This window comes from Couchioplanes caeruleus (assembly GCF_023499255.1).
Lineage (GTDB): Bacteria > Actinomycetota > Actinomycetes > Mycobacteriales > Micromonosporaceae > Actinoplanes > Actinoplanes caeruleus_A.
In genome coordinates this window covers 5,534,389-5,556,379 of record NZ_CP092183.1, presented here as the reverse complement: position 1 = coordinate 5,556,379, position 21,991 = coordinate 5,534,389, and the positions used below count along the sequence as shown (strand labels likewise).

Sequence of the window (21,991 nt, the reverse complement as noted above, 5' to 3'; positions counted from 1 at the left end):
CGGCGTGCGCTGCATGCGGATGCGCGGCGGCGGCCCGGGGGTGCTGCCGTGACGCCCGTGCGCGTCGCGCTGCTGGGGCTCGGCGAGGCGGGCGGCGAGATCGCCCGCGACCTCGTGGCGGCCGGCGCCGACGTCCGCGGGTACGACCCCGTGGTGGTGCCGCCGCCGGGTGTGGCACCGCGCATCGGCGAGTCCGACGCCGTCCGCGACGCCGAGCTGGTCCTGAGCGTCAACAGCTCGCACGACGCTCCCACCGCGCTGGAGAACGCGCTGCCGGGGCTGCCCGCCGGCACGATCTGGGCCGACCTCAACACCGCCTCGCCCGGCCTGAAGTCGGCTCTCGTCGCGCGCCTCGCCGGCCGGGGCGTCCCCGTCGTGGACGTCGCGCTGATGGCCCCGGTGCCCGGCAAGGGCCTGCGGACACCCATGCTCGTCTCGGGCGAGGCCGCCGACCGGTACGCCGCCCTGCTCACCCCGCTCGGCGCGGACGTGACCGTGCAGCCCGGGCCGGCCGGCGAGGCGATCTCCCGCAAGCTGCTGCGCAGCGTGTTCTACAAGGGACTCGCCGCGGCGGTGGTGGAGGCCGTGACCGCGGCCGAGGCGGCCGGTTGCGCGGACTGGCTGCGCGGCTCCGTCGCCGCCGAGCTGGCCGGCTTCGACGAGCGCACGATCGACCGGCTGCTCGACGGTACGCACCGGCACGCCCGCCGCCGCGCCGACGAGATGACCGCGGCCACCGAGCAGCTCACCGAGCTGGGGGTCACCCCGCGCATCGCCGCGGCCGCCCGGGACCTGCTCGCCGAGCTCCGCGACCGGGAGAACGCCTCATGATCATCGACTGTCACGGCCACTACACCACCGCGCCCGCCGCGCACACCGCCTGGCGCGAGCGGCAGAAGTCCGCGTACGAGGCCGGGACCACGCCGCCGCCGTACCCGGCGATTCCCGACGACGAGATCCGCGCGTCCGTCGAGACCACGCAGGTGCGGCTGATGGCCGAACGCGGCGTCGACCTCACCGTCTTCTCGCCGCGCGCCTCCGCGATGGGCCACCACGTCGGCGACGAGAGCGTCAGCGCGGCGTGGGCGCGGGTCAGCAACGACCTCATCGCGCGGGTGGTCGCCCTCTACCCGGACCGGTTCGCCGGCGTGTGCCAGCTGCCGCAGTCGCCGGGCGTACCCATCGAGCGCTCGATCCCCGAGCTGCGGCGCTGCGTCGAGGAGCTGGGGTTCGTCGGGTGCAACCTCAACCCCGACCCCAGCGGCGGCCACTGGACCTCGCCGCCGCTGACCGACCCCGCCTGGTACCCGTTCTACGAGGCCATGGTGGAGCTGGACGTGCCGGCGATGGTGCACGTCTCGGCCGTGACGAACCCCAACTTCCACGCCGCCGGGTCGCACTACCTCAATGCGGACACGACGGCGTTCATGCAGCTGCTGCAGTCCGACCTGTTCACCACGTTCCCCGGCCTGCGGCTGATCATCCCGCACGGCGGGGGAGCGGTGCCGTACCACTGGGGACGTTTCCGTGGCCTGGCCGACATGCTCGGGCGCCCGCCGCTGGAGGAGTCGGTCATGGGCAACGTCTTCTTCGACACGTGCGTCTACCACCAGCCGGGCATCGACCTGCTCTTCGACGTCATCGGCACGGACAACATCCTCTTCGGCTCCGAGATGGTCGGCGCGGTCCGCGGCATCGACCCCCGCACCGGCCACCACTTCGACGACACCCGCCGCTACGTCGACACACTCGCGTTGCCCGACGCCGACCGTCACAAGGTGTACGAGGCCAACGCCCGCCGCGTCTACCCGCGCCTCGACGCGGCCCCGGCCCGTTAGGCCGTCGCCCGGTTGTCGCCGCCTCAATAGTGTGGTTGACTACTCACATGTCACCAGCGAGGGGAACCCGGGTCCTGGGCACGGCCGAGGACCGCCGCGAGGACGTCCTGGCCACCGCCATCGGCGCGTTCGCGGCGCGCGGCTACTTCGGCACCACCACCGTGGAGGTGGCGAAGGCGGCCGGCATCTCCCAGGCGTACCTCTATCGGCTGTTCCCCGACAAGGAGGCGCTGTTCTCCGCGGTCGTCGGCCGGTGCTTCGACCGCATCCGGGAGAGCTTCGCCGCCGGCGCGGCGGCCGCGACCGGCAGCTCGCCGGAGGCCGTCCTGGGGGCCCTGGGCGGCGCATATGCCGAGCTCATCCGGGATCAGCACCTGCTCATGGTGCAGATGCACGCGCAGTGCGCGGCGGTGTCGGTCCCCGAGGTGCGCCGTGCGGTGCAGCAGGGCTATGCCCGCCTGGTCGAGTACGCCCGCAGCGTCTCCGGCGGCACCGACGAGCAGCTCCAGGCGTTCTTCGCCCGGGGCGCGCTGTGCACCGAGGTGGTCACGATGGGCGCCGACTCGATCGACGCGCCCTGGGCCCGCACCCTGAACACCGGCCTGCGGCACTGACGCCACGCCCGTCCGCCGTTCCGGCGGCGCCCGTATCAGTGAGTGGTCAACCACTCTTTTGGAGGTCCCATGTCCGTCACCACCACCGAGATCGTGCTGCCCGGCATCGTCGAGCCGGAGGGCCTGCGGACCCGCGAGCGCCCGCTGGACGCGCCCGCCGCCGGGCAGGTCCTGGTCCGCGTCGAGGCGAGCGGCGTCTCCTTCGCCGAACAGCAGATGCGGCGCGGCAAGTACTACGACCAGCCGCGGTTCCCGTTCGTGCCCGGCTACGACCTGGTCGGCCGGGTCGAGGCGGCCGGCACGGGGGTCGACGCCGCGCTGACCGGCACCCGGGTCGCCGCCGTCACCAAGACCGGCGGCTGGGCGAGCATGGTGCTGCTCGACGCCGGGGACGTCGTACCGGTGCCGGAGCGGCTGGACCCGGCCGAGGCGGAGACCGTCGTCATCAACGGCGTCACCGCGTGGCAGATGCTGCACCGGGTCGCCCGGGTCCGCCCCGGCGGCACCATCCTCGTGCTGGGCGCCAACGGCGGGGTCGGCTCGACGCTCACCCAGCTCGCCCGGCACGCCGGGATCCGGGTGGTGGGCACCGCATCGCCGCGCCATCACGACGCCGTACGCGCCCTCGGCGCCGAACCGCTCGACTACCGCGCGCCCGACCTCCCCGCCCAGGCCCGCAAGCTGGCGCCCGAGGGCTACGACGCGGTGTTCGACCACGTCGGCGGCCCCGGCATCGTCGGCTCGTGGCGCCTCGTCCGGCGTGGCGGTGCGCTCGTCTCGTACGGCTCCGCGTCCACCCGCGACGTCGCCGGCTCCTCCCGCCTGCCCGTGCTCGCGCTCATCGGCCGCCTGCTGTGGTGGAACCTGCTGCCCAACGGCCGCCGGGCGTCGTTCTTCAACGTGTGGGCCGGCCGGCGCCGCCGCGACGCGTTCCGCCGCCGCATGCGCGAGGACCTGACCGCGGTCTTCGGCCTGCTCGCCGCCGGCGCGCTCACCGCCCAGGTGGCCGCCCGCATCCCGCTGACCCGGGCGGCCGAGGCGATGCGCCTGGCCGAGTCCGGCACCGTCGCCGGCAAGATCGTGCTCATCCCGTGAGGACGACCGTCGCCCGCGCGTCCTGAGTAGACGTACTCAGGACGCCGGCGCCACGATGCGGCAGGGTTCCCGCCATGGTGAGCCATGGCCGGGCGCTGGCGGTCGCCGCCGCCTGGATCGTCGTGCCGTCGACCGGTGCCGCGGTCGCGACGTGCGTTCTCGCGGCGAGGTCGGACGGGCCGTGGGACCCACTGGCGGGCGCCCTGGCGCTGGGCGGCCTGGTGGTGCTGACCCCGCTCGGTCTGCTGGCCGCCGCGGTCGTGATCGCGCGCCGGGCCGCACGGACCCGGTCGGCCGCCGGGCTCGGGGCGCAGGGCGGGCTGGCCGGGTTGCTGCTGGTGGCCCTGTGCGTGGCCGGCGCCATCGCCACCCACCAGTGAGGTGGTGACGCCGCTGATGACGCCCACGGGACTCGTCGTCCCGGCGCATGATCGGGGTCCGTTACCATGCGGTGCCGCCGGGAGCCCTCCGGCCGGGACGAGGGACGAAGCATGGGCCGGCGTGGATGGCAGGTGGTCGCGGTGTCCCTGGCGGCGGGGGCGGCCACGGCCTGCGGTGGAGTGGGCGACGGCGTCCGTGATGTGGAGACCACCCTGGTGGACACGTACCTGACGCCGCTGACCCGAGCCGGATTCCACCCGTCCGTGGAGAGCACCTGCCGGTTCGCGGACCCGGTCGACACCCCGTGGCACCTCGACGTGAAGATCAAGGTGGCCGCCTCGGAGAAGCAGGTCGCGGACATCCTCGCCGAGGAGGGGGTCGTCGTCGTGAGCGACCGGGAGCCGATGATCGTGCAGCAGATCCGCGATGAACCCGGCGACGGCTGGGACGGCGTCCTGCAGGCTGACGGCGACAGTTCCGCGCTCCTGCTCGAACGCAGCGACGTCACCCATTCCGGCTTCTCGGACGCCGTCGGCTGGGGCGAGGTGTGCCCGGGCAGCCCCCGCTCACCGAGTCCGAGCCCCTGAGCGGCGGACCGGCGGCGCGATCCGGATCCCAAGCCGCGGCACCGCACCGCACGACGCTGGTCAGAGCGCTACGGCGAATTCTGCGGCCTGAGCTTCTGCGGGTGGATCGTCTCGTGGCGGGCCAGCATGGCGACCAGCTCGCCGATCTTCCGCTCGCGGGTGTCCGCCCGCTTGACGGCATTGACCCGGTAGATGAGAGCGAACCGGTTGGTCTGGGTGAGCACGTCGTACATGTCCTGGGCGGCCGGGACGGCGGCGATGGCGGCGAGGAGGTCGGCCGGCGCCTCGGCTTCCGACGGCGGGGCGTAGGCGGCCGCCCACCGGCCGTCGGCTTTCGCCGCATCCACCGCGGCGCGGCCCGCGGGCGTCATCCGACCCTGCGCTTCCAGCCGGGCCACGTGGGCGACGTTGCGCTGTGACCAGGAGCTACGCAGCCGGCGCGGGGTGAACCGGATCCACGAGCTCTCCTCGTCGCGCTTGCGGGCCTGCCCGTCGATCCAGCCGAAGCACAGCCCCTCGTCGACCGCCTGCTGCCAGGTCAACGTGGTGACCGTGCCGCCCTTCCTGGTCAGCGCCAGCCAGACGCCGGGCGACATGGTGTGGTTGACCGACAACCACGCGCGCAGCGCCTCGGCGTCCGCGACGATCAACTCTTCCAGCTCGGCGCTCGCCATGACGGCAGGCTAGCCGACCCGGCGCAGCCGCAGCGCTCGGCTCAGTCGCCCCGCCGAATCCGGATGGGGGTGGGCCGTGGGACGCCAGTCGCCCCGCACCGAACGACTCGATCCCCTGACGCGCCTCATCGGACTGCCGACGGACGTGACCGGATTTCTCGCAACCACCGGCGACCCAGCGCAACGATTACGGGTACGCCGGACGTGTAGTTTCCATGACCGCTACCGGGACCAGGCCGGAGGCGCCGACAGCCGTGCACACCGAGGCCGCGTCCTTCGACGAGCTGTACGCCGCGCACTACGGCGTGCTGACCGTGCAGCTGTACGCGTACTTCGGCGATCGGCAGGAGGCGCAGGACATCGCCCAGGAGGCGTTCTGCCGCGCGCTGGCCCGGTGGCGGACGGTGTCGCGCTACGACGACCCGGTCGCGTGGGTGCGCCGGGTCGCGTGGAACCTGGCTCTGAGCAGGTGGCGCCGCGCGCGTACCGCCCTGGCCTTCCTGAGCCGGCAGCGCCGCGGGGATGACGAGGTCGCCGGGCCCAGCCCCGAACGGGTCGCCGTGCTCGCGGCGCTGGCCGCCCTGCCGCCCCCGCAGCGGCGCGCGGTGGTGCTGCGGTACCTCGCCGACCTCACCGTGCCCGAGATCGCCGCGCGGGAGGGCGTACCCGAGGGAACCGTGAAGTCCTGGCTGCACCGCGCGAGGGCGACCCTGGCCGCCCGGCTCGACCCGGCCGACGCCGACGGAGGCGCGCGATGAGCGAGCATGTCGACAAGCTCCTGACCGGCCTGCGCACCGAGGCACTGGCCGAGGTCAAGGCGCCCGGCGCCGAGCAGGCGCGGCGCACCGTGCGCCGCCGCCGCGGGATCGCCGCCTCGGCCGGGACGGTGCTGGCGGTGACCGTGATCCTGTCGGGCATCGCGCTGGCCGGCGACCGGCGGCCGCAGGACCCGGCGCCGCTGGCGCCCACCACCGAGCCGTCGCAGCTGCCCGAACCCGACCCGCAGCAGCTGTCCCGGCTGGACGCCGCGAACCGGGCGCTGGGCGACCCGGACCAGCAGCCGTGGATCATGGCGACCGCCGGCGTGGTGACCGCCGACTACGAGAACCACGTCAACGACGTGCCCGCCGACGACTACCGCCTGTTCGTCTACTGCGCCGGCCCCGGCACGGTGGACGTCGTGGTCAAGGCCGGCGACCACGGCGACGACAAGCTCGCCGCCGGCACGGTGGCGTGCTCGGACGATCCCGTGCCGGGGCAGCTGGCGCTGACCCAGCCGGTCGACGGCTACCTGCGGGTCTTCCTGTACGGCGACGCGCAGGCGGCCGGCCGGGCCGGGTTCTCGTTCAAGTTCGTGCGCACCGCCGAGATCAAGGACCCGCCCAGCCGGGCGTCGGCCGCCAACGCCACCACGGCGGCGGAGCTGCTGGGCGGCGCGGGGGTCGCGAAAGTGACCACCGAGACCGACAAGACCCTCGACGAGCGCCGGCCCGCCGGGCGCTACCTCGCCGGCTTCGCCTGCGCCGGCCCCGGACAGCTCAGCTTCATCATCCGGTCGGCGAAGACGCTGCGCGACGGTACGGTCGCCACCGACGGGCAGACGGAGACCGCGGTCACCCACGTGTGCACGGCGACCGGCGAGGCGACCAGGGACGTACCGATGTCCCTGCCGGCGGGCTCGGCCTTCACGATCACGGCCGAGGCCGACGCTGCGGCCCGCAACCGGGCGGGATGGGCGTACGCGTTCCGGCCCGCGTGAGCGGATCAGGCGGTGACCACGTGCAGCCGGTGCAGCGGCCCGCCCGCCGTGGTCAGGGCGGGCCAGGGCCGGCGGGCCGGGCGGAAAGGTCAACCCGGGGCGTGCGTGCGGGGCATCATTGCCGGCAGTGGCCGAGGGGGATTCGATCCGTCGCCTGGCGGACCGCCTGACCGGGGCGTTCGCCGGGCACACCGTGGCCGCCTGCCGCTACCGGCGCTGCGGCGACCTGCCGATCCGCTTCGACGGTGACCGGCTGCTCGAGTGCGCCGCCGTCGGCAAGCATCTGCTGATGCGCTTCGCGAGCGGCCGTACGCTGCACAGCCACCTGCGGATGCAGGGCGCGTGGCGGCGGCACCGCACGGGCTGGCGGCCGGGCCCGCGCCACGATCGGGTCGGCGCCTGGCTGGACTTCGGCGACGCCGGGGTGCTGGCGGCTCACGACGTACCGGTGCTGCGCCTCGGCCTGCGCCAGGGCGACCAGACCACCACGGGTGACCGGCGCCGTGGCGAGAACCACTGGGTGTACGGGCGCTACCGGCGGCCGTGCCGGCGCTGCGGGACGCCCGTCGCCTTCCGGCCGGCGGGTGCGGGTCCGTACGACCGGGAGACGTGGTGGTGCCCGTCCTGCCAGCCCGCCTGACGTACGATCTGCGCACTTTGACCGTTTAGCGGGGAGTGTCATGAGAGTTGTCGTCGGTGTGCTGGCTGTCGCAGGACTGGCGCTGGGGGTGCAGGCGCCCGCCCGGGCCGCGCCGCCCGATCCCGCGAAGATCGAGGCCGTCACCGAGATCCAGGACGACATGTGGCCGATCAAGAAGGAGTACACGGTCGGCCCGGGCGAGGTCGTACCCGCGCCGCTGGGCGTGCAGAGCGTGGACTCCCGGCCCGTACGCGGCCTGGTGGCGCAGGTGGAGGCGGGTGAGAGCCTCGAGTTCGCCCGCCGGTACCGCAACTGCTGGTACACGCTCGGCAGCCGGGGCGAGATGGCGTGGTGCTCGTTCGACGCGGTGCTGGCGCCGTACCGGACGCTGGCGATCACCGCGCCGATGGTCGCCGCGTCGGCACAGGCCCGGCCCGGCGCGGAGACGGTGCTGGCCTTCCGCTGGCAGAGCCGCGCGTGGGCCGACGCGCGCGGTGGGGTCCGGGAGGTGGTCGACTACTTCGCCGTGCCGGGCGCTCCGGTCGTGGCGGGCACGGGCGCACTGCTGACGCTCGAGCCGCGGGACCTGCCCACGGCTGACATCCGTACCAACGGCAACCACGTCCAGGTACGGGTCGCCGCCGCGACGCCGGGGCCGTCCGTGACGCCGACCGGCGGAGGCGTGGGCACGCCCTCGCCGACGCCCAGCGACAGTCCCTCCGCGACGCCCACGGCGACGGGGACGCCGACGACGACCGGGGGCTCCGACGCGGCGGGTGGTTCGGGAGCGGCGGGTGACCCCGGTGCGGCGGGCGGGCTGCCGGTCACCGGCCCGAACACCGCCGCGGTCGGCGCGGTCCTGCTCGCCGCCGGCCTGATCGGTTACCTGAGCGGCCGGCGCCGACGGAACCGCTTCGAGTCCTGACCGCGAAGGGCCTGACCGCGAAGGGCCTGGCAGCGAGAAGGCCTGGCAGCGAGAAGGCCTGACAGCGAGAAGGCCTGACAGCGAGAAGGGCCGGGACCCGTCGAAACGAGTCCCGGCCCGGTGCCGTACCGGCCGGAGGTCAGTCCCGGCAGTTGACGGTCATCGCGTACCAGATCAGCGTCGCCGACTGGGTCGGGTTCAGCGCCGGGTTGCGGCCGAGCGACTGGACGACGACCTTGGCGATGAACTGGCCCCAGTTGCGCTTGGCGATCGTGGCGTCGAAGTCCTTCAGCGTCGCCGCGCTCGCCTTGCCGTCCATGTACTTGTGGACCAGGACCGACAGCCAGTTCGCCGTGGCCTCGACGGTGTAGGTGATGCTCACCTGGGCCGCCGCGTTGCCGGCCTTGTCGACGGCGCCCGCGCAGACCACGGTGTGCACGCCGTTCTCGGTGGTGGTGTCGGTCAGCTTCGCCTCCGTCACGACGCCGGACAGCGCGTCGGTGGTGCGGCACGAGACCGACGGGGCGGCGTCCGCACCGTACTTCGTGCCGTTGGTGGCGCCCACCACGGTGACGACCGGGGCGGTCCTGTCGACGCTCACCGTCGTCGTACGGGAGGTGGTGTTACCGGCCTTGTCGCCGGCCGCACCGGGCAGGCTGATCGCGGCGCCCTCACCGGCGACCGTGGCGTCGGCGGGGCAGGAGGCCACGCCGGAGCCGGTGTCGGTGCAGGTGTAGCGCACGGTCGGGGCGCTGCGGTACCAGCCCGCGGCGTTCTTCGTGCCGTCGACGGTGGCGGTGAGCTCCGGCGAGACGAGGTCGACGTTGACCGTCACCGTGGCGGTGGCGGTGTTGCCGGCCTTGTCGGTGGCGGTGCCGCTGACGACCTGGCCGCCGCCGCTGGTGGTGACGGTGACGTCGGCCGGGCAGTCGGCGATGCCGGAGCCCGTGTCGGTGCAGGTGAAGTGGACGGTCGGGGCGGTGGTGAACCACCCGTTGGCGTTGGCTGCGTCCACCAGGCTCGCCGTGACCACCGGGGCGGTCAGGTCCACGCTGAGGGTCGTGGTGCTGGTGGTGGTGTTGCCGGCCTTGTCGGCGGCGCTGCCCGGCACGCTGACGGCGGCGCCGTCGGTCGTCACGGTCGCGTCGGCCGGGCAGGAGGCCAGGCCCGAGCCGGTGTCGGCGCAGGTGTAGCGCACGGTGGGAGCGCTGCGGTACCAGCCCGCGTCGTTCTTCGTGCCGTCGACGGTGGCGGTGAGCTCCGGCGAGACGAGGTCGACGTTGACCGTCACCGTGGCGGTGGCGGTGTTGCCGGCCTTGTCGGTGGCCGTGCCGCTGACGACCTGGCCCGCGCCGTTCGTGGTCACCGTGGCGTCGGCGGGGCAGTCGGCGATGCCGGAGCCCGCGTCGGTGCAGGTGAAGTGGACGGTCGGGGCGCTGTTGAACCAGCCGTCGGCGTTCGGCGCGTCCACCAGGGCGGCGGTGATCGCCGGGGCGGTCTGGTCGACATTGACCGTCACCGAGGTGGTGGCGGTGTTGCCGGCCTTGTCGGCGGCCGTACCCATGACGATCTTGCCGGTGCCGTCGGCCACCGTGGCGTCGGCGGGGCAGTCGGCGATGCCGGAGCCCGCGTCGGTGCAGGTGAAGTGGACGGTGGGCGCGCTGCGGTACCAGCCGTCGGCGGCCTCGCCCACGACCGCGGCGGTGATCACCGGCGCGGTGCGGTCGACGCTCACGACCACCGAGGCGGTGGCGTTGTTGCCGGCGTTGTCGGTCACGGTGCCGATGACGGTCTGCCCGGCGCCGTCCGTGGTCACCTCGGTGTCCGCGGGGCACTCGGCCAGGCCGGAGCCGGCCTCGATGCAGGTGAAGTGCACGGTCGGCGCGGTACGGAACCAGCCGTCGCCGTTCGCCTCGCCCACGAGGGTCGCGCTGATCAGCGGCGCGGTGCGGTCCACGTTCACCGTGACCGAGGTGGTGGCGGTGTTGCCCGCCTTGTCGGTGGCGGTGCCGGTGACCGGCAGGTTCGCGCCCTCGCCGGCGACCGTGACGTCGGCCGGGCAGTTCTTGACCCCGGCGCCCGCGTCGGTGCAGGTGAAGTGGACGGTGGGGGAGGTGCGGTACCACCCGTTGCCGTTCACGTCGCCCAGGACCGTGGCGGTGATCGCCGGCGCGGTCTGGTCGACGTTGAGGGTGACGGAGGTGCTGGTGCTGTTGCCGGCCTTGTCGACCGCCGTACCCGTGATCTTCTGGCCGATGCCGTCGGTGGTGATCTTCCGGTCGGCCGGGCAGGTCGCGATGCCGGAGACCGCGTCGGAGCAGGTGAAGCGGACGGTCGGCGCGGTGGTGAACCAGCCGTCGGCGTTCGCGTCGCCGACGACCGAGGCGCTGATCGCCGGGGCGACCTGGTCGATGTTGAGCACGACCGTGGCCGTGGCGGTGTTGCCGGCCTTGTCGGTCGCGGTGCCGATGACGGTCTGGTTGACGCCGTCGACGGTGACCGGGGTGTCGGCCGGGCAGCTCAGCAGCGTCGAGACGCCGGAGACCACGTCCGAGCAGGCGTACGTGACCACCGGTGCGGTGGTGTACCAGCCGGCGGCGTTCTTCGTGCCCCGGACGGTGGCCGTGATGGCCGGCGCCGTCTGGTCGACGTTGAGCGTCAGCACGATCGTCGCGGTGTTGCCGGCGGCGTCCACGGCGGTGCCGGAGAACCGCTGGCCGGTGCCGTCGGTGGCGGCCCGGATGTCGGACGGGCAGCTCGCGATCGTGCCGCTGTCGTCCTTGCAGGTGAAGTGGATCGTCACCGGCGTCTTGAACCAGCCGTTGTACGGCGTCTGCGACAGCGTGGTGGTGATCGTCGGCGGGGTCCGGTCGGAGCCGGTCGTCACCGTGGTGGTGGTCGTGGTGGAGTCCGTCGGCTGGACGGTCGGCGTGCCGGCCTCCACGGGAGCGGTCGTGACGCCCGGCTCCGGGGTGGCGGTGGTGGCCGACGGGGTCGGGGTCGCGGTGGGCTCGGTGGCCGGCGCGGGCGCCGCCGCCGTGGCCTCGAAGACCGGTACGGAGCCGGCGACCGCGCCGCTGCCGCCGTTGTCGTTGTACGCCTTGACCTCGACGACCCAGCTCTTGGCGACGTCCAGGGGCAGCGTCGCGGAGGTGGTCGGCGCGTCGGTGCGCAGCGAGCTGGTCACCTTGGCCTGGCCGTAGCTGATCAGGTAGTACGTGGGGGCCGGACCCGAGGTCGCGGCCTTCCAGACGACCTCGACCGTGCCGGGCGCGTCGGCGCGGCGCTGCACGACCAGGTTCGTCGGGTCGGCCGGGCGGAACCGGTCGAGCAGCGACTTGGCGGTCGAGCAGGCGCCGTACTCGTTCACCGTGGTGACCGCGAGCGTGTACGCGCGGGCCGGGTCGACGCCCGGGTAGCGGAACGACGTGTCCATCGACGTGGTGTCGGAGAGCACGACGCCGTCGGAGAGGCGGGTGAAGACGGCCCGGTAGCCGGTCAGCGGCGTGTAGCCGGTCCAGGACGGGGCGCGCCACGCCGCCGTGGCGACCGTGCCGTCCGCGTCGCGGCCGGTGGACATGCCCATGACGGTGCCCGGCGTCAGCGACTTGAGCGACCAGAACGTGGTGCTCGCGGTCGTGCCGGCCGCGTCGGCGGCGCCCACCCGGATCTTGTACGACGTGCAGTTGTCCGGCGCGTCGATCGTGTAGCTCGTCGTCGAGGCCGGGACGTTGATGATCGTCTCGACGTCACCGGCGATGCTGTCCACGACGTAGTGGTCGGCATCGGCGACGGCCTTCCACGTCACGTTGATCTTGTGCACGTCGCCCGGTGCGCGGGCGACGCTGAAGCTCTTCGGGGCTGCAGGGGCGGCGCTCGCCATGGTCGGCGTGCCGACGACGGTCACCGCCACTCCCAGCAGCCCGGCGCCCACCGCGGTGAGCACTCGCCTCGCGTCCATCTGGCCTCATCTCGTTCGAGCAGTTCGACCGTGAGATCGGCGGCGAACCTCAAGCCGACCTCAAGCCCTGCTCTGGTTGGGGGAAAGATCGGCGGCCGGGGGAGGGCCGCCGTCCGTCAACCGGCCAGGTCGGCGACGACCGGGACCGGGCCGGCCGCGGTCTGCGCGGCCGGCAGGGTGAACCAGATCCGCGCGCCACCGCGGAAGTGCGGGTCGGCGCCGATGGCGCCGCCGAGCCGCTGCGCGATGCGGCGGCAGATCGTGAGGCCCAGGCCGGTTCCGGGGTACGCGTCCGGGTGCGCCCGGTGCAGCTCCGCGAAGATCGCCTCGTGCTGGCCCTCGGGGATGCCGACGCCCTCGTCGGTGACCTCGATGCGGACCATGCCGTCCTCCTCGGGCTGCGCCGAGACGTGCACCCGGGCGGTCTCGCCGGGGCGCACGTACTTGAGCGCGTTGCCGAGCAGGTTCTCCAGCAGCCGCCGCAGCATCCCGTGGTCGCCGCGGACCGCGGGCAGGTCGTCCCACGTGACCTGCGGCGCCGGGCGCGCCGGTGCACCCGGCCGGGGCAGGTCCAGCGCCCGGTCGGCCACCACGTCGTGCACCAGGGCCGACAGGTCGATCGTCGTCAGGTGCAGGCGGGCGCCGCGCACGGTCGAGTACGCCAGCACGTCGTCGATCAGCCGGCGCATCCGGTCGGTGCCCCGGTTGATCTCGGCCACGAAGTCGTCGTAGTCCGGCGGCGGTACGAACCCGAGGTCCATGTGGGTCAGCAGCTGGGCGTACCCGCAGATGCCGGCCAGCGGCGCCTTGAGGTCGTGGCTGATCTCGCGGGAGAAGGCCTCGAGCTCCGCCACCGAGCGGCTCAGGTCGCGGACCTGCCGTTCGAGCTCGGCGTTGCGCAGCCGCTGGCGTTCCAGCTCGGCGAGCAGGGCGGGGTCAGCGTGTTCCGGCATCGTCGCCCCCCTCGTCCGAGGCGAGGTAGCCGGCCATGACCTTGACCGCGCCGGCCACCGCGTTCTCCACGCTCGCCACCAGCGCGGTGAGCTCCTGCTCGCTGGTGCCGGCCGTCGCGCTCCGCTCCACCTGCGCGCACGCCTCGGCGAGCGGGTCGGCGCCGAGCAGCGCGCTGGACGACTTGAGCGTGTGCGCGGTCGCCCGCAACGCGTCGTGGTCCTGTTTGCGCAGCGCCTCGGCGAGCGCCGTACGCCGCCCGTCCAGCTGGGACAGGAAGGTGTTGACCGTGGTCACCACCAGCGCCCGGTCCTCCAGCTGGGCCTCCAGGTCGCGCAGCTTGCTCAGGTCCGGCCCGTCGATGTCCGGCTCGGGCGCGGCCTGTTCCGGCTCGTCCCCGCCGGCCGTCAGGTACGGCTCCAGCGCCGCCCGCAGCTCGGGCAGCGTGATCGGCTTGCTGAGGTGCCCGTCCATCCCGGCGGCCAGGCACCGTTCGCGGTCGCCGTGCAGCGCGGTCGCGGTCAGCGCCAGGATCGGGGTACGCGACCCGGCCGCGCGGATGCGCCGGGTGGCCTCCAGGCCGTCGGTGCCCGGCATCTGCAGGTCCATCAGCACCACGTCGTACGGCGTACCGCCCAGGACCGCCTCGGCCGCCGCGGCGCCGTCGGCGACCGTGTCGCACTCGACGCCGAGCAGCTGGATCATGCGCCGGAAGACGGTCCGGTTGACGTCGTTGTCCTCGGCGAGCAGCACCCGGCCGCCGTCCAGCGCGGGCACGGTGATCGGGGCGCCGCGCACGCCGGTCCGTTCCAGGTTCAGCGCCGAGACGAGCCGGGACAGCACGAGCGGGGCGGTGAGCACGCCGGGCTTGCGGACGATGCCGGTCCGCGGGTCGGTGGTGCTGATCATGAGGGCGCGCCCGGTCGGGCCGAGCGCCTCGATGACCGAGTCGGCGCGGCGTACCGCCGCGGGGTCGTGCGAGTCGTCGCACCACAGCACCGTGTCGGCCTCGGGGATCCGCCGGGTGACGTCCTCGAGGCGCGCCTCGACCGGCTCGGCGCCGGCGCTGGTCAGCAGCCACGAGAGGGCGAGCACCGAGCGCGGCGAGGGCGCCACCACGGCGACCCGGCGGCGGGTCAGCGGCAGCGGCGCTGCGGGCTCGGGCTGGCGGGGCGCGGCCTGCAGCGGGAGCCGGATCGCGAACTGCGAGCCCCGGCCCGGCTCGGACTGCACGTCGATGCTGCCGCCGAGGGCCGCGACGAGCCGGGCGGCCAGCGCCAGGCCCAGGCCCGCGCCCTCGTGCCGGCGTGCCGCCGAGGAGTCGGCCTGCACGAACGGCGCGAAGATCCGCTCCCGGTCCGGCCCGGCGATGCCCGGGCCGGTGTCCGACACGGTGATCACGTACGCGTCGTCGCCGTCGCGCGCCGCCGTCACGATGACCTCACCGGACTCGGTGAACTTCACCGCGTTGCCGACCACCCCGGTCAGCACCTGGCGCAGCCGCCCGGCGTCGCCCAGCACGCTCGCCGGCAGATCCGGGGCGGGCGCGGCCAGCAGCAGGATCCCCTTGCGGCGGGCCTGCTGCTGCAGCGGCTCGACGATGCCCTCCAGCACCGCGCGCAGCGGTACGGGCTCGTGCTCGACGGTCAGGTTGCCGGTCTCCAGGCGCGCCAGGTCCAGCAGGTCGTCGGTGAGCGCCTTGAGCGCATGCACTGAGCGGTGGACGCTGTCGACGACCTCGCGCACGTCCTGCGGCAGCGGCTGCGCGCGCAGCAGGTCCACTGTGGCGACCACCGTGGTGACGGGCGTACGGATCTCGTGGCCCAGCAGCGCGAGGAACTGCGACTTGGCGTGGCCCGCGGCGTCCGGCCCGGCGCCGGCCGCGGTCACGGTGATCAGCCGCCGGGGTGCGCCGCAGTCGCTCTCGAGGTGCGCGACGCGGACGGCGCTCGCGGCGCCGTCGCACCGGCACGTCAGGACGGCGGGCTCGGTCACCGCCGTCATGTCCCGGACGATCCCGGTGAGCTGCGCGTGTGCCGGGCATCCGCCGGCCGCCTCGGTCAGGTCCGTGCCCTCGGCGGGGCGCCCGTCGCCGGACCACCGCCCGTTGGTGACCAGGACGCAGCCGTCCCGGTCCACGATCGCAGCCGGGCCGGGGTACGCCTCGACCAGCGTGCGTGCCGCAAATCCCATGCGCTGACCCTTCGCAGGACGGGACCCGGGGGTAGGTCCGCTCACCATGCTCGGGACATCTGGGGGCTACGCGGGAAGCGTTGGGGTGCGAATCGGTTTCAGGCGGCGCGGTGCCGGCTGAGGTAGCCGGCCGGGGCCACCGACGGGGCCGGCGTACGGCGGGACCGGAGCCGGTGCAGGGCGCCGAGGGCGATCCCGGCGATCGCCAGCGCGGCGATCGACCACGGCAGGGCGTCCACCGGGCCGCGGGCGGCGGCGCGCGGCGGCACCGCGGAGATCAGCACCCGGGAGGCGCCGGAGACCGAACGGCCGGTGACGATGATGCTCGCCCCGGACTGCCCGGCGGCGACCAGCTCCTGCGGCACGGTGACCTGGACGCGGCCGCTCTCGTCGCTGCGGGCCTGCTGCAGCGGGCTGTCGCCGAGCCGCACGTCCACCACGGCCTTCGGCCGGTACGCGTACCCGTCCACCTGCAGCTGCCGGCCACCGTCCACCCAGGTGAGTGCCAGCTTGTCCGCACCGGTCGTGGTGGCGGCCGCGGCGGGACGGGTCACGAACAGCGCACCCCACAGGCCCAGCGCCATGACGACGATGGCGACGGCGAGGCGGGTCGGCGTGGAGAAGGTTCGCATGGGATGAGACTGCGCCACCGGAAGCGAATACGGAACGTAGTGGAGCCAACCTTGCCCGACGCCTGAGCCGCCCTTGAGCTTCGGGCCGGCTCAGGCTCAGTTCGGCGCCCTGCGCGCCGATGGGCAGGTATGTCCGAGCGCTGACGGGAGGTGTGGCATGGCGGTGGACGTCACGCCCGCGCCGGTCGTCACGCCGAGTGATCCCCCGCGGCCCGCGCCGGTCGTGGTCGCCGACGACCCGCCGACGCGGCCGGACCCCCAGCACCGGCGGCCGCTCACCCTCGCCGAGCTCGCCGATCGGGCCTGGCGCCCGCCGCTCGCACTGGCGGTCGCCATCTTCGCCGCGTGCGGCCCCGCACACGCCCTCGGCCACACCGAGCTCGTCTACTACGCGGTTCTGGTCGGTCTGGCGCTGAGCGCGTGCGCCGTACCGCTGGGGTTCCTCGCCTCGCGGCACGACGCGCGCTGAGCGCGTCGGAAGATCTCAAGCCGGGGGTACGCGGACCGATGGGAGGGCGATGACCGCCACCGTCCCCGCCCACGCCCCCGCCCCGGCCGCCGCACCGCCCCGGCCCGGCACCACCCACCGGGCGCTCAACGCGCTGCGGTCGGCAGCGGCCGTGCTCGTGGTGGTCTACCACCTGCGTACGCTGCTCTTCGTCGACGCGGCGGACGCGGGCGACGGCCTCGCGACCCGGGTCCTGTACGTGCTGACCGGCCTCGGCCCGGCGGCCGTGCTGGTGTTCTTCGTGCTCAGCGGCTACTGGGTGGGCGGCAGCGTGTTGTCCGCGTTCCGGCAGGACCGGTTCCGCTGGGCGGGCTACGCCACGGCACGCCTGAGCCGGTTGTGGATCGTGCTCGTGCCGGCCGTGGCGCTCACCGCCGTGCTGGACACCGTCGGGCTCGCGGTGCTCGGTCACACCTCGATCTACCTGGGCGATCCGGCGTACCACCACACCGTGCCCGCCGAGGACCTCGCCGGGCGGCTCGGCCCGCTGGCCGCCCTCGGCAACGTCAGCTTCCTGCAGACGATCGCCGTGCCGACGTACGGGACGAACGCCTCGCTGTGGTCGCTGGCGTACGAGGCCGCCTTCTACGCGATCTTCCCGCTGGCCCTGTACGCGTGGAAGGGCCGCGGCGGCGTACCGGCCCGGATCCTCAACGCCGTGCTGCTGCTCGTGGTGTGCGCCCTGGTGGGCCCGCCCGTGCTGATGTACCTGCCGGTGTGGCTGATGGGCGCCGCGGTCGCGCTGTTCCGCCGTCCCATCGCCGCCCGCCTGTCCGCCTTGAGCCCGGTCGTGCTGGCGTCGGCCCGCGCGGCAGCCACGGCGGCACTGGCCGGCGCGCTGTGGGCGACCCAGGCGAGCTACTCCGGGCGCAACGTGCTGCTGCTCGCCGGAACCACCACGGCTCTGCTCATCCTGCTGGTGGAGGACGTGCGCTGGACCGGCCTGCCGGGACGCGCCCTCGACGCCGCATCCCGGTACGCGGACTCCTCGTACTCCCTCTACGCCGTGCACCTGCCGATCGCCGCGCTGATCGCCGCTCTGCTGACCCCGCAGGCCGCGCACCGATGGGCGCCCGCACCCGCGCACTGGCTGGCCCTGGCGGCGCTCAGCGCGGTGCTGGTGGCGGCGGGCTGGCTGTTCGCCCGGGTCACCGAGCGGCACACGAGCCGCCTGCGCGCCCTGCTCGACGGCCTGCTGCGGTCGTCCACCGGCCGCCACGCCCGTCCCTGATCCCCCACGGGGCAACCCGAGCGGCGCGTACGCCGACAACGACCTCACCGGCGGTCCCGCACCTCCGGGGCGGCCTACCAGGTCGTCGCGTACCAGGTGGGCGGCACGGTGGGCAGCGAGTACTCGATCCCGGCGCCGATCCCGGTGTCCTGACCTCGCGGCGGCGCCGCCCCGGCTCCTCAGGGCGGCGCCGCAGCGGCCGATCAGCCTGGAAAGGCGTGACCGGCCGGTCGCGATCACCGCGGGGACCGGGGAGGGACAGGGGTGCGACGCTTCGCCGACCGTGCCGCCTGGATCGCCGCCCGGCCGTACCTCGTCGTGCTCGCGATCTCGTCGCTGATCGTCAGCCGCTGGTTCCGGACCGGCACCTTCATCGCGACCGGCGACATGGGCCCGTTCATCCGCCGCGGCTGGGCGCCGGAGGTGCTGTGGTCCTGGAACCACCAGACCACCGGCGCCGGCTCGGCCAGCTACACGATGGTGCGGTCCTTCGAGTTCATCCTCATCTGGTGCTGCCGGGCCGTCGGGCTCACCGAGTACTCGGCGCAGTGGCTGTTCTACACGTGCATCTACGGCCTCGTGGGCTTCGGCGTCGCGTACCTGGCGGGCGCGTTCGTGAAGAGCGAGCTCGGGATCATCGCGGCCGGCGCGTTCGGGGTGCTCAACGGCTTCTTCCTGACCCGGCTGCCGAACCCGCTGAACATCATCTCGGTCGGCAGCGTCGCGTTCATCACCGGCATCGCGATGCGGGTGGCGATGGGGCGGCGGGTGCCCACGCCGATCGCCGGGTTCGCGCTCATGCCCACCTCCTTCCTCGGCTTCAACCCGCCGATGCTGGTCGTCGCGTACGCGTGGGCGGTCGGCGGCACCCCGCTGCTGGCGTGGCTCGTGCTCGGCCGGCGGGAGGCCGTACGCCTGCTGAAGTGGTTCGTGCTCGCCGCGCCGTGGGCCGTGCTGCTGAACGTGTGGTGGCTGCTGCCGCTCGCGCAGGGCTTCACCGGCGGCGGCGGCGCGACCGCGAACGCCACGTTCACCGACCCGACGAACTGGTCGTGGTCGCAGATCAACAACACGCCGCCCAACATCCTCACGATGGTGGCGGTCTTCGCCTGGTTCCGGCCGCAGTACCTGCCGTTCGCCGCGGACCTGGACCAGCCGTGGTGGATCTGGATCCGCTACCTGCTGCCCGCGCTGGTGTTCGTGGCCCCGCTGCTCGCCCCGCGCCGCCTGCGCCGGCTCGCCTTCGGCCTGCTCGTCCTGGTCCTGCTGTTCGTCTTCCTCGCCAAGGGGTTGCGCCCGCCGCTGAGCCAGCTGAACCTGATGCTGTACCTGCACGCCCCCGGCTTCTGGCTGTTCCGCGAGCCGATGAGCAAGCTCGGTCAGCTGCTGGTCAGCTTCTTCGGCGTCATGCTCGCCATCGGCATCGAGGGCGCCCTGCTGCGCCTGCGTGCGCGGCCACGGCTGCGGCTGCCCGGCTGGCCGCGGCGGTTCGCGTACGCCGGATCGCTCCTGCCCGTGCTGCTCGTGCTCGCCTACCCGTTCCCGCTGTACACCGGCAGCGTCATGCCCGACGAGCGGCCGACGCAGCCCTCCGCCCACGTGCGCGTCCCGCAGGAGTGGTGGAACATGGCCGCGCACATCGACGCCGACGAGCGGCCCGGCAAGGTGCTGGTGCTGCCCCTCGACGACTACTACCAGATGCCCACGACGTGGGGCTTCTTCGGCGTGGACAGCGTCGCGAACCTGCTCATCGAGCACCCGGTCGTGCAGCCGAAGCCGGACGGCTACTTCGGTGACGTGGCCGGCTTCAGCGCGGACGTGCACGCCGTGGAGACCGCGCTGCTCGCCGGCGACCTCGCGCCGGTGCCGAAGCTGCTCGACGCGATCGGCGTCAGCCGGGTCATCGTGCGCCACGACCTCGTCCGCGGCCTGCCGAACCGCTACTTCGCCGACGACCGGCTGCTCGGGGCGGCCATGGCGCGGGTGCCGGGCGGCAAGCTCGACGTCGACGGCACCCTGCAGCTGTGGACGTTCAACGGCGGGACGAGCCCCACCGTGCGCACGTACGACCGGGTGCTCGACGCGCCGTCGCGGCCGGACGCCGGCGCGGCCGTGCTGGGCACCGTGGACACGCGTACCGCGATCGCGGCCCGGACCAGCACCGATCCCGCCCCGACCAGCCCGCAGGTCGACGACACCGCGGTGGTCACGCCGGACGTGGTGCACTGGCCGGTGCCGGCCGTGGACAGCGGCTCGCCCAGCACCACCGTCGACGTCAGCGCCGGCCGCTACACCGTGGCCCAGCGCGCCCGGGCCGCCGCCGTGCTCGTGCCGCGGCTCGACCTCGCGAACAACCGGCTGCTGCTGCAGGACCCGACGGTCGTCAAGGTCGACGGCCGGCCCGTCTCGACGCGCCCGGCGCTGTCCGTGCCGCTGCCCGCGGGCCGCACGATCCTCGCGGTGCGCGCCGGCAACCGTACGGTCTCCCTCGACACCCCGGGCCCGCAGACGATCCAGGTCGGTGCCGCGACCAAGCTGACCCTGCTCGCCGCCGCGCGCAAACCGGCCGACACCACGGGCTACTCACCGGTCTTCGACTGCAACAACTATGAACCCCGCCCGTGGAAGGAACTCGGGCTGACCGCCACGGTCACCGAGACGCCGCAGGGCCGCGCCGTGCGCCTCAGCGCCGCCGACCACGCCGCCTGCACGAAGGTCGTCGTGCGCAACACCAAGGGCGGCGAGATCTTCCGGGTACGCCTGCAGTACCGCCACGTGACCGGCGCCCGCCCGCAGATCTGCCTGTGGCAGGCCGGGGCGTCCGGGTGCGAGCTGGCCGCCCGGGCGGTGCTCGACGACGACTGGGTGTCGTACGAGCGGGTCGTGACCATGGACAGCCTCTCCGACGAGCTGCAGCTCATCCTGCACGCCGACGTCGGCGAGCGGCTCAAGCCGGGAACCGTCACCGAGTACCGCGGGTTGCGGGTGGACGCGCTCGAGCCGGTGGTCAGCCGGACCGTCTGGCCGCCCGCCGTCCCCGACGTCACGGTGGACCTCACCGCCGGCAAGCACGAGCTGCGCGTCGACGGCGGCCTGTCCGGGACGGTGCTCGCCCCGTTCGAGCCCCTCGAGGACTGTTTCCGCTACGACGACCAGACCGCCGAGCAGGCCGGGCTGGGCGCCGAGTCGCAGATCGGCGACGACGGGGAGACGACGTACACGCTCAAGGCGGTGCGGCACCTCGCCTGCATCGGCGCGCCGGCCGAGGACGTCGGCGCGGCGTCGCTCTACGAACTGTCCATGCAGGCGCGCAGCGTGGCCGTCCGCAACCCGAAGTTCTGCCTGTACCTGCGCGGCCCGGACCTGTGCCGCACGCTGCCGGCGGTGGCGCTGTGGCAGGGCTGGACCTCGTACGAGGCGCTGATCCCGCCCGACCCCAACGCCGTCGAGACCCGGCTCTACCTGTACGGCCTGCGCGACCTCAAGGAGAAGCAGCAGTCCGAGGTCGAGTACCGGGGCGTGCGCCTGCGTCCGGTGGCCTCGCCGTCGTCCGTGGTGCTGGTCCGGCAGCAGGAAGCGGCCGCCACGTCCACGGTGGACTGGCAGCGGCACAACCCCACCCAGTTCTCGGGTACGGTCACCAGCGCCGGGCGCACCACGGTCGCGCTGGCCGAGAACGCCGCCCCCGGCTGGATGCTGACCGGCGTCGACGGCGCCCGCAAGGTGACGCTGCAGGGCTGGATGAGCGGCTGGGCGCTGCCCTCGGGCGGCACGGTGACCCTGCGGTACGCCCCGGCGAAGGTCGCGCGCTACGCCCTCTACGTGCTGCCGCTGGCCGTGGCGGGGGCGGTCGCCTTCATGTACCTCGTACGGCTGCCCGCCGGCCGGCCGGGCGCCTGGACCATGCGGCACCGGCGCAGGTGGCGGGCCGAGCTGTGGTGGTCGCGCCGCCCGCGGCTGCGCCGGCTGTTGCTCCGGAGGCGGACCCCATGAACGCTTTGC

Annotated in this window: 18 protein-coding genes; 13 read left to right on the top strand and 5 right to left on the bottom strand. The window is 74.0% G+C overall.

From position 1 onward, the window contains the following. Positions 1-48 precede the first annotated feature (48 nt). From COUCH_RS25790 to COUCH_RS25765, 6 genes are all read left to right on the top strand, one after another. A complete protein-coding gene (locus COUCH_RS25790; protein WP_249607785.1) occupies positions 49-831 on the top strand; it encodes an NAD(P)-dependent oxidoreductase in 783 nt (260 codons plus the stop codon). Then, positions 828-1,838, top strand: coding sequence for an amidohydrolase family protein (locus tag COUCH_RS25785; RefSeq protein ID WP_249607784.1), 1,011 nt, complete (start codon positions 828-830; stop codon positions 1,836-1,838). The genes COUCH_RS25790 and COUCH_RS25785 overlap by 4 nt, the downstream gene beginning before the upstream one ends. 47 nt (positions 1,839-1,885) lie before the next feature. Next, positions 1,886-2,452, top strand: a complete 567-nt coding sequence (locus COUCH_RS25780; RefSeq protein ID WP_249607783.1) for a TetR/AcrR family transcriptional regulator — start codon at positions 1,886-1,888, stop codon at positions 2,450-2,452. A 69-nt stretch (positions 2,453-2,521) separates the two neighbouring features. Continuing rightward, complete coding sequence (locus tag COUCH_RS25775) at positions 2,522-3,547, top strand: medium chain dehydrogenase/reductase family protein (protein ID WP_249607782.1); 1,026 nt, start codon at positions 2,522-2,524, stop codon at positions 3,545-3,547. 74 nt (positions 3,548-3,621) lie between these two features. Further along, positions 3,622-3,927 (top strand): hypothetical protein, encoded by a 306-nt coding sequence (locus tag COUCH_RS25770; protein ID WP_249607781.1) that lies wholly within the window; start codon positions 3,622-3,624, stop codon positions 3,925-3,927. 111 nt (positions 3,928-4,038) lie between these two features. Next, positions 4,039-4,515, top strand: a complete 477-nt coding sequence (locus COUCH_RS25765; protein ID WP_249607780.1) for a hypothetical protein — start codon at positions 4,039-4,041, stop codon at positions 4,513-4,515. Positions 4,516-4,583: 68 nt separating this feature from the next. Here COUCH_RS25765 and COUCH_RS25760 read toward each other — a convergent pair whose 3' ends face one another. Beyond that, positions 4,584-5,189, bottom strand: a complete 606-nt coding sequence (locus COUCH_RS25760; protein WP_249607779.1) for a YdeI/OmpD-associated family protein — start codon at positions 5,187-5,189, stop codon at positions 4,584-4,586. A gap of 215 nt (positions 5,190-5,404) precedes the next feature. Here COUCH_RS25760 and COUCH_RS25755 point away from each other — a divergent pair, with 215 nt between their 5' ends. From COUCH_RS25755 to COUCH_RS25740, 4 genes are all read left to right on the top strand, one after another. Continuing rightward, positions 5,405-5,947 carry an RNA polymerase sigma factor gene (locus COUCH_RS25755; RefSeq protein WP_249607778.1) on the top strand — a complete coding sequence of 181 codons (543 nt, stop codon included), beginning with the start codon at positions 5,405-5,407 and terminating at the stop codon, positions 5,945-5,947. Beyond that, positions 5,944-6,948: a hypothetical protein gene (locus tag COUCH_RS25750; RefSeq protein ID WP_249607777.1), complete on the top strand. Its 1,005-nt coding sequence runs from the start codon at positions 5,944-5,946 to the stop codon at positions 6,946-6,948. Before COUCH_RS25755 ends, COUCH_RS25750 begins: the two co-directional genes overlap by 4 nt. A 127-nt stretch (positions 6,949-7,075) precedes the next feature. Further along, a complete protein-coding gene (locus tag COUCH_RS25745; RefSeq protein WP_249607776.1) occupies positions 7,076-7,588 on the top strand; it encodes a DNA-formamidopyrimidine glycosylase family protein in 513 nt (170 codons plus the stop codon). Positions 7,589-7,628: 40 nt separating this feature from the next. Further along, the gene (locus COUCH_RS25740) at positions 7,629-8,513 is read left to right on the top strand and encodes a hypothetical protein (protein ID WP_249607775.1); all 885 of its coding nucleotides are present in this window, start codon (positions 7,629-7,631) and stop codon (positions 8,511-8,513) included. 139 nt (positions 8,514-8,652) lie between these two features. On the opposite strand, the gene COUCH_RS25735 is transcribed toward COUCH_RS25740, so the two are convergent. The 4 genes from COUCH_RS25735 to COUCH_RS25720 form a co-directional block, all read right to left on the bottom strand. Further along, positions 8,653-12,474, bottom strand: coding sequence for a Neogenin (locus tag COUCH_RS25735; protein ID WP_249607774.1), 3,822 nt, complete (start codon positions 12,472-12,474; stop codon positions 8,653-8,655). 116 nt (positions 12,475-12,590) lie between these two features. After that, positions 12,591-13,427, bottom strand: a complete 837-nt coding sequence (locus COUCH_RS25730; protein WP_249607773.1) for a sensor histidine kinase — start codon at positions 13,425-13,427, stop codon at positions 12,591-12,593. Then, positions 13,411-15,618: an ATP-binding protein gene (locus COUCH_RS25725; protein WP_249607772.1), complete on the bottom strand. Its 2,208-nt coding sequence runs from the start codon at positions 15,616-15,618 to the stop codon at positions 13,411-13,413. Before COUCH_RS25725 ends, COUCH_RS25730 begins: the two co-directional genes overlap by 17 nt. A gap of 98 nt (positions 15,619-15,716) precedes the next feature. Continuing rightward, a complete protein-coding gene (locus tag COUCH_RS25720) occupies positions 15,717-16,250 on the bottom strand; it encodes a hypothetical protein (protein ID WP_249607771.1) in 534 nt (177 codons plus the stop codon). Between the two features lie 157 nt (positions 16,251-16,407). Here COUCH_RS25720 and COUCH_RS25715 point away from each other — a divergent pair, with 157 nt between their 5' ends. From COUCH_RS25715 to COUCH_RS25705, 3 genes are all read left to right on the top strand, one after another. Then, on the top strand, positions 16,408-16,719 hold the full coding sequence (locus tag COUCH_RS25715; protein WP_249607770.1) for a hypothetical protein: 312 nt from the start codon (positions 16,408-16,410) through the stop codon (positions 16,717-16,719). Positions 16,720-16,768: 49 nt separating this feature from the next. Then, positions 16,769-17,989, top strand: a complete 1,221-nt coding sequence (locus COUCH_RS25710) for an acyltransferase family protein (protein WP_249607769.1) — start codon at positions 16,769-16,771, stop codon at positions 17,987-17,989. 264 nt (positions 17,990-18,253) lie between these two features. Then, entirely contained in the window at positions 18,254-21,982 is a 3,729-nt protein-coding gene (locus tag COUCH_RS25705) for a hypothetical protein (RefSeq protein ID WP_249607768.1), read from the top strand. The last annotated feature ends 9 nt before the right edge of the window (positions 21,983-21,991 follow it).

What these genes read in the sequence shown, in the direction of transcription:
- COUCH_RS25765 (WP_249607780.1), top strand. Translation starts at nt 4,039, where the DNA reads ATGGGCCGGCGTGGATGGCAGGTGGTCGCGGTGTCCCTGGCGGCGGGG.
- COUCH_RS25755 (WP_249607778.1), top strand. Translation starts at nt 5,405, where the DNA reads ATGACCGCTACCGGGACCAGGCCGGAGGCGCCGACAGCCGTGCACACC.
- COUCH_RS25715 (WP_249607770.1), top strand. Translation starts at nt 16,408, where the DNA reads ATGGCGGTGGACGTCACGCCCGCGCCGGTCGTCACGCCGAGTGATCCC.
- COUCH_RS25780 (WP_249607783.1), top strand. Translation starts at nt 1,886, where the DNA reads ATGTCACCAGCGAGGGGAACCCGGGTCCTGGGCACGGCCGAGGACCGC.
- COUCH_RS25750 (WP_249607777.1), top strand. Translation starts at nt 5,944, where the DNA reads ATGAGCGAGCATGTCGACAAGCTCCTGACCGGCCTGCGCACCGAGGCA.
- COUCH_RS25735 (WP_249607774.1), bottom strand. Translation starts at nt 12,474, where the DNA reads ATGGACGCGAGGCGAGTGCTCACCGCGGTGGGCGCCGGGCTGCTGGGA.
- COUCH_RS25725 (WP_249607772.1), bottom strand. Translation starts at nt 15,618, where the DNA reads ATGGGATTTGCGGCACGCACGCTGGTCGAGGCGTACCCCGGCCCGGCT.
- COUCH_RS25710 (WP_249607769.1), top strand. Translation starts at nt 16,769, where the DNA reads ATGACCGCCACCGTCCCCGCCCACGCCCCCGCCCCGGCCGCCGCACCG.
- COUCH_RS25730 (WP_249607773.1), bottom strand. Translation starts at nt 13,427, where the DNA reads ATGCCGGAACACGCTGACCCCGCCCTGCTCGCCGAGCTGGAACGCCAG.
- COUCH_RS25740 (WP_249607775.1), top strand. Translation starts at nt 7,629, where the DNA reads ATGAGAGTTGTCGTCGGTGTGCTGGCTGTCGCAGGACTGGCGCTGGGG.
- COUCH_RS25775 (WP_249607782.1), top strand. Translation starts at nt 2,522, where the DNA reads ATGTCCGTCACCACCACCGAGATCGTGCTGCCCGGCATCGTCGAGCCG.
- COUCH_RS25785 (WP_249607784.1), top strand. Translation starts at nt 828, where the DNA reads ATGATCATCGACTGTCACGGCCACTACACCACCGCGCCCGCCGCGCAC.
- COUCH_RS25720 (WP_249607771.1), bottom strand. Translation starts at nt 16,250, where the DNA reads ATGCGAACCTTCTCCACGCCGACCCGCCTCGCCGTCGCCATCGTCGTC.
- COUCH_RS25770 (WP_249607781.1), top strand. Translation starts at nt 3,622, where the DNA reads ATGGTGAGCCATGGCCGGGCGCTGGCGGTCGCCGCCGCCTGGATCGTC.
- COUCH_RS25760 (WP_249607779.1), bottom strand. Translation starts at nt 5,189, where the DNA reads ATGGCGAGCGCCGAGCTGGAAGAGTTGATCGTCGCGGACGCCGAGGCG.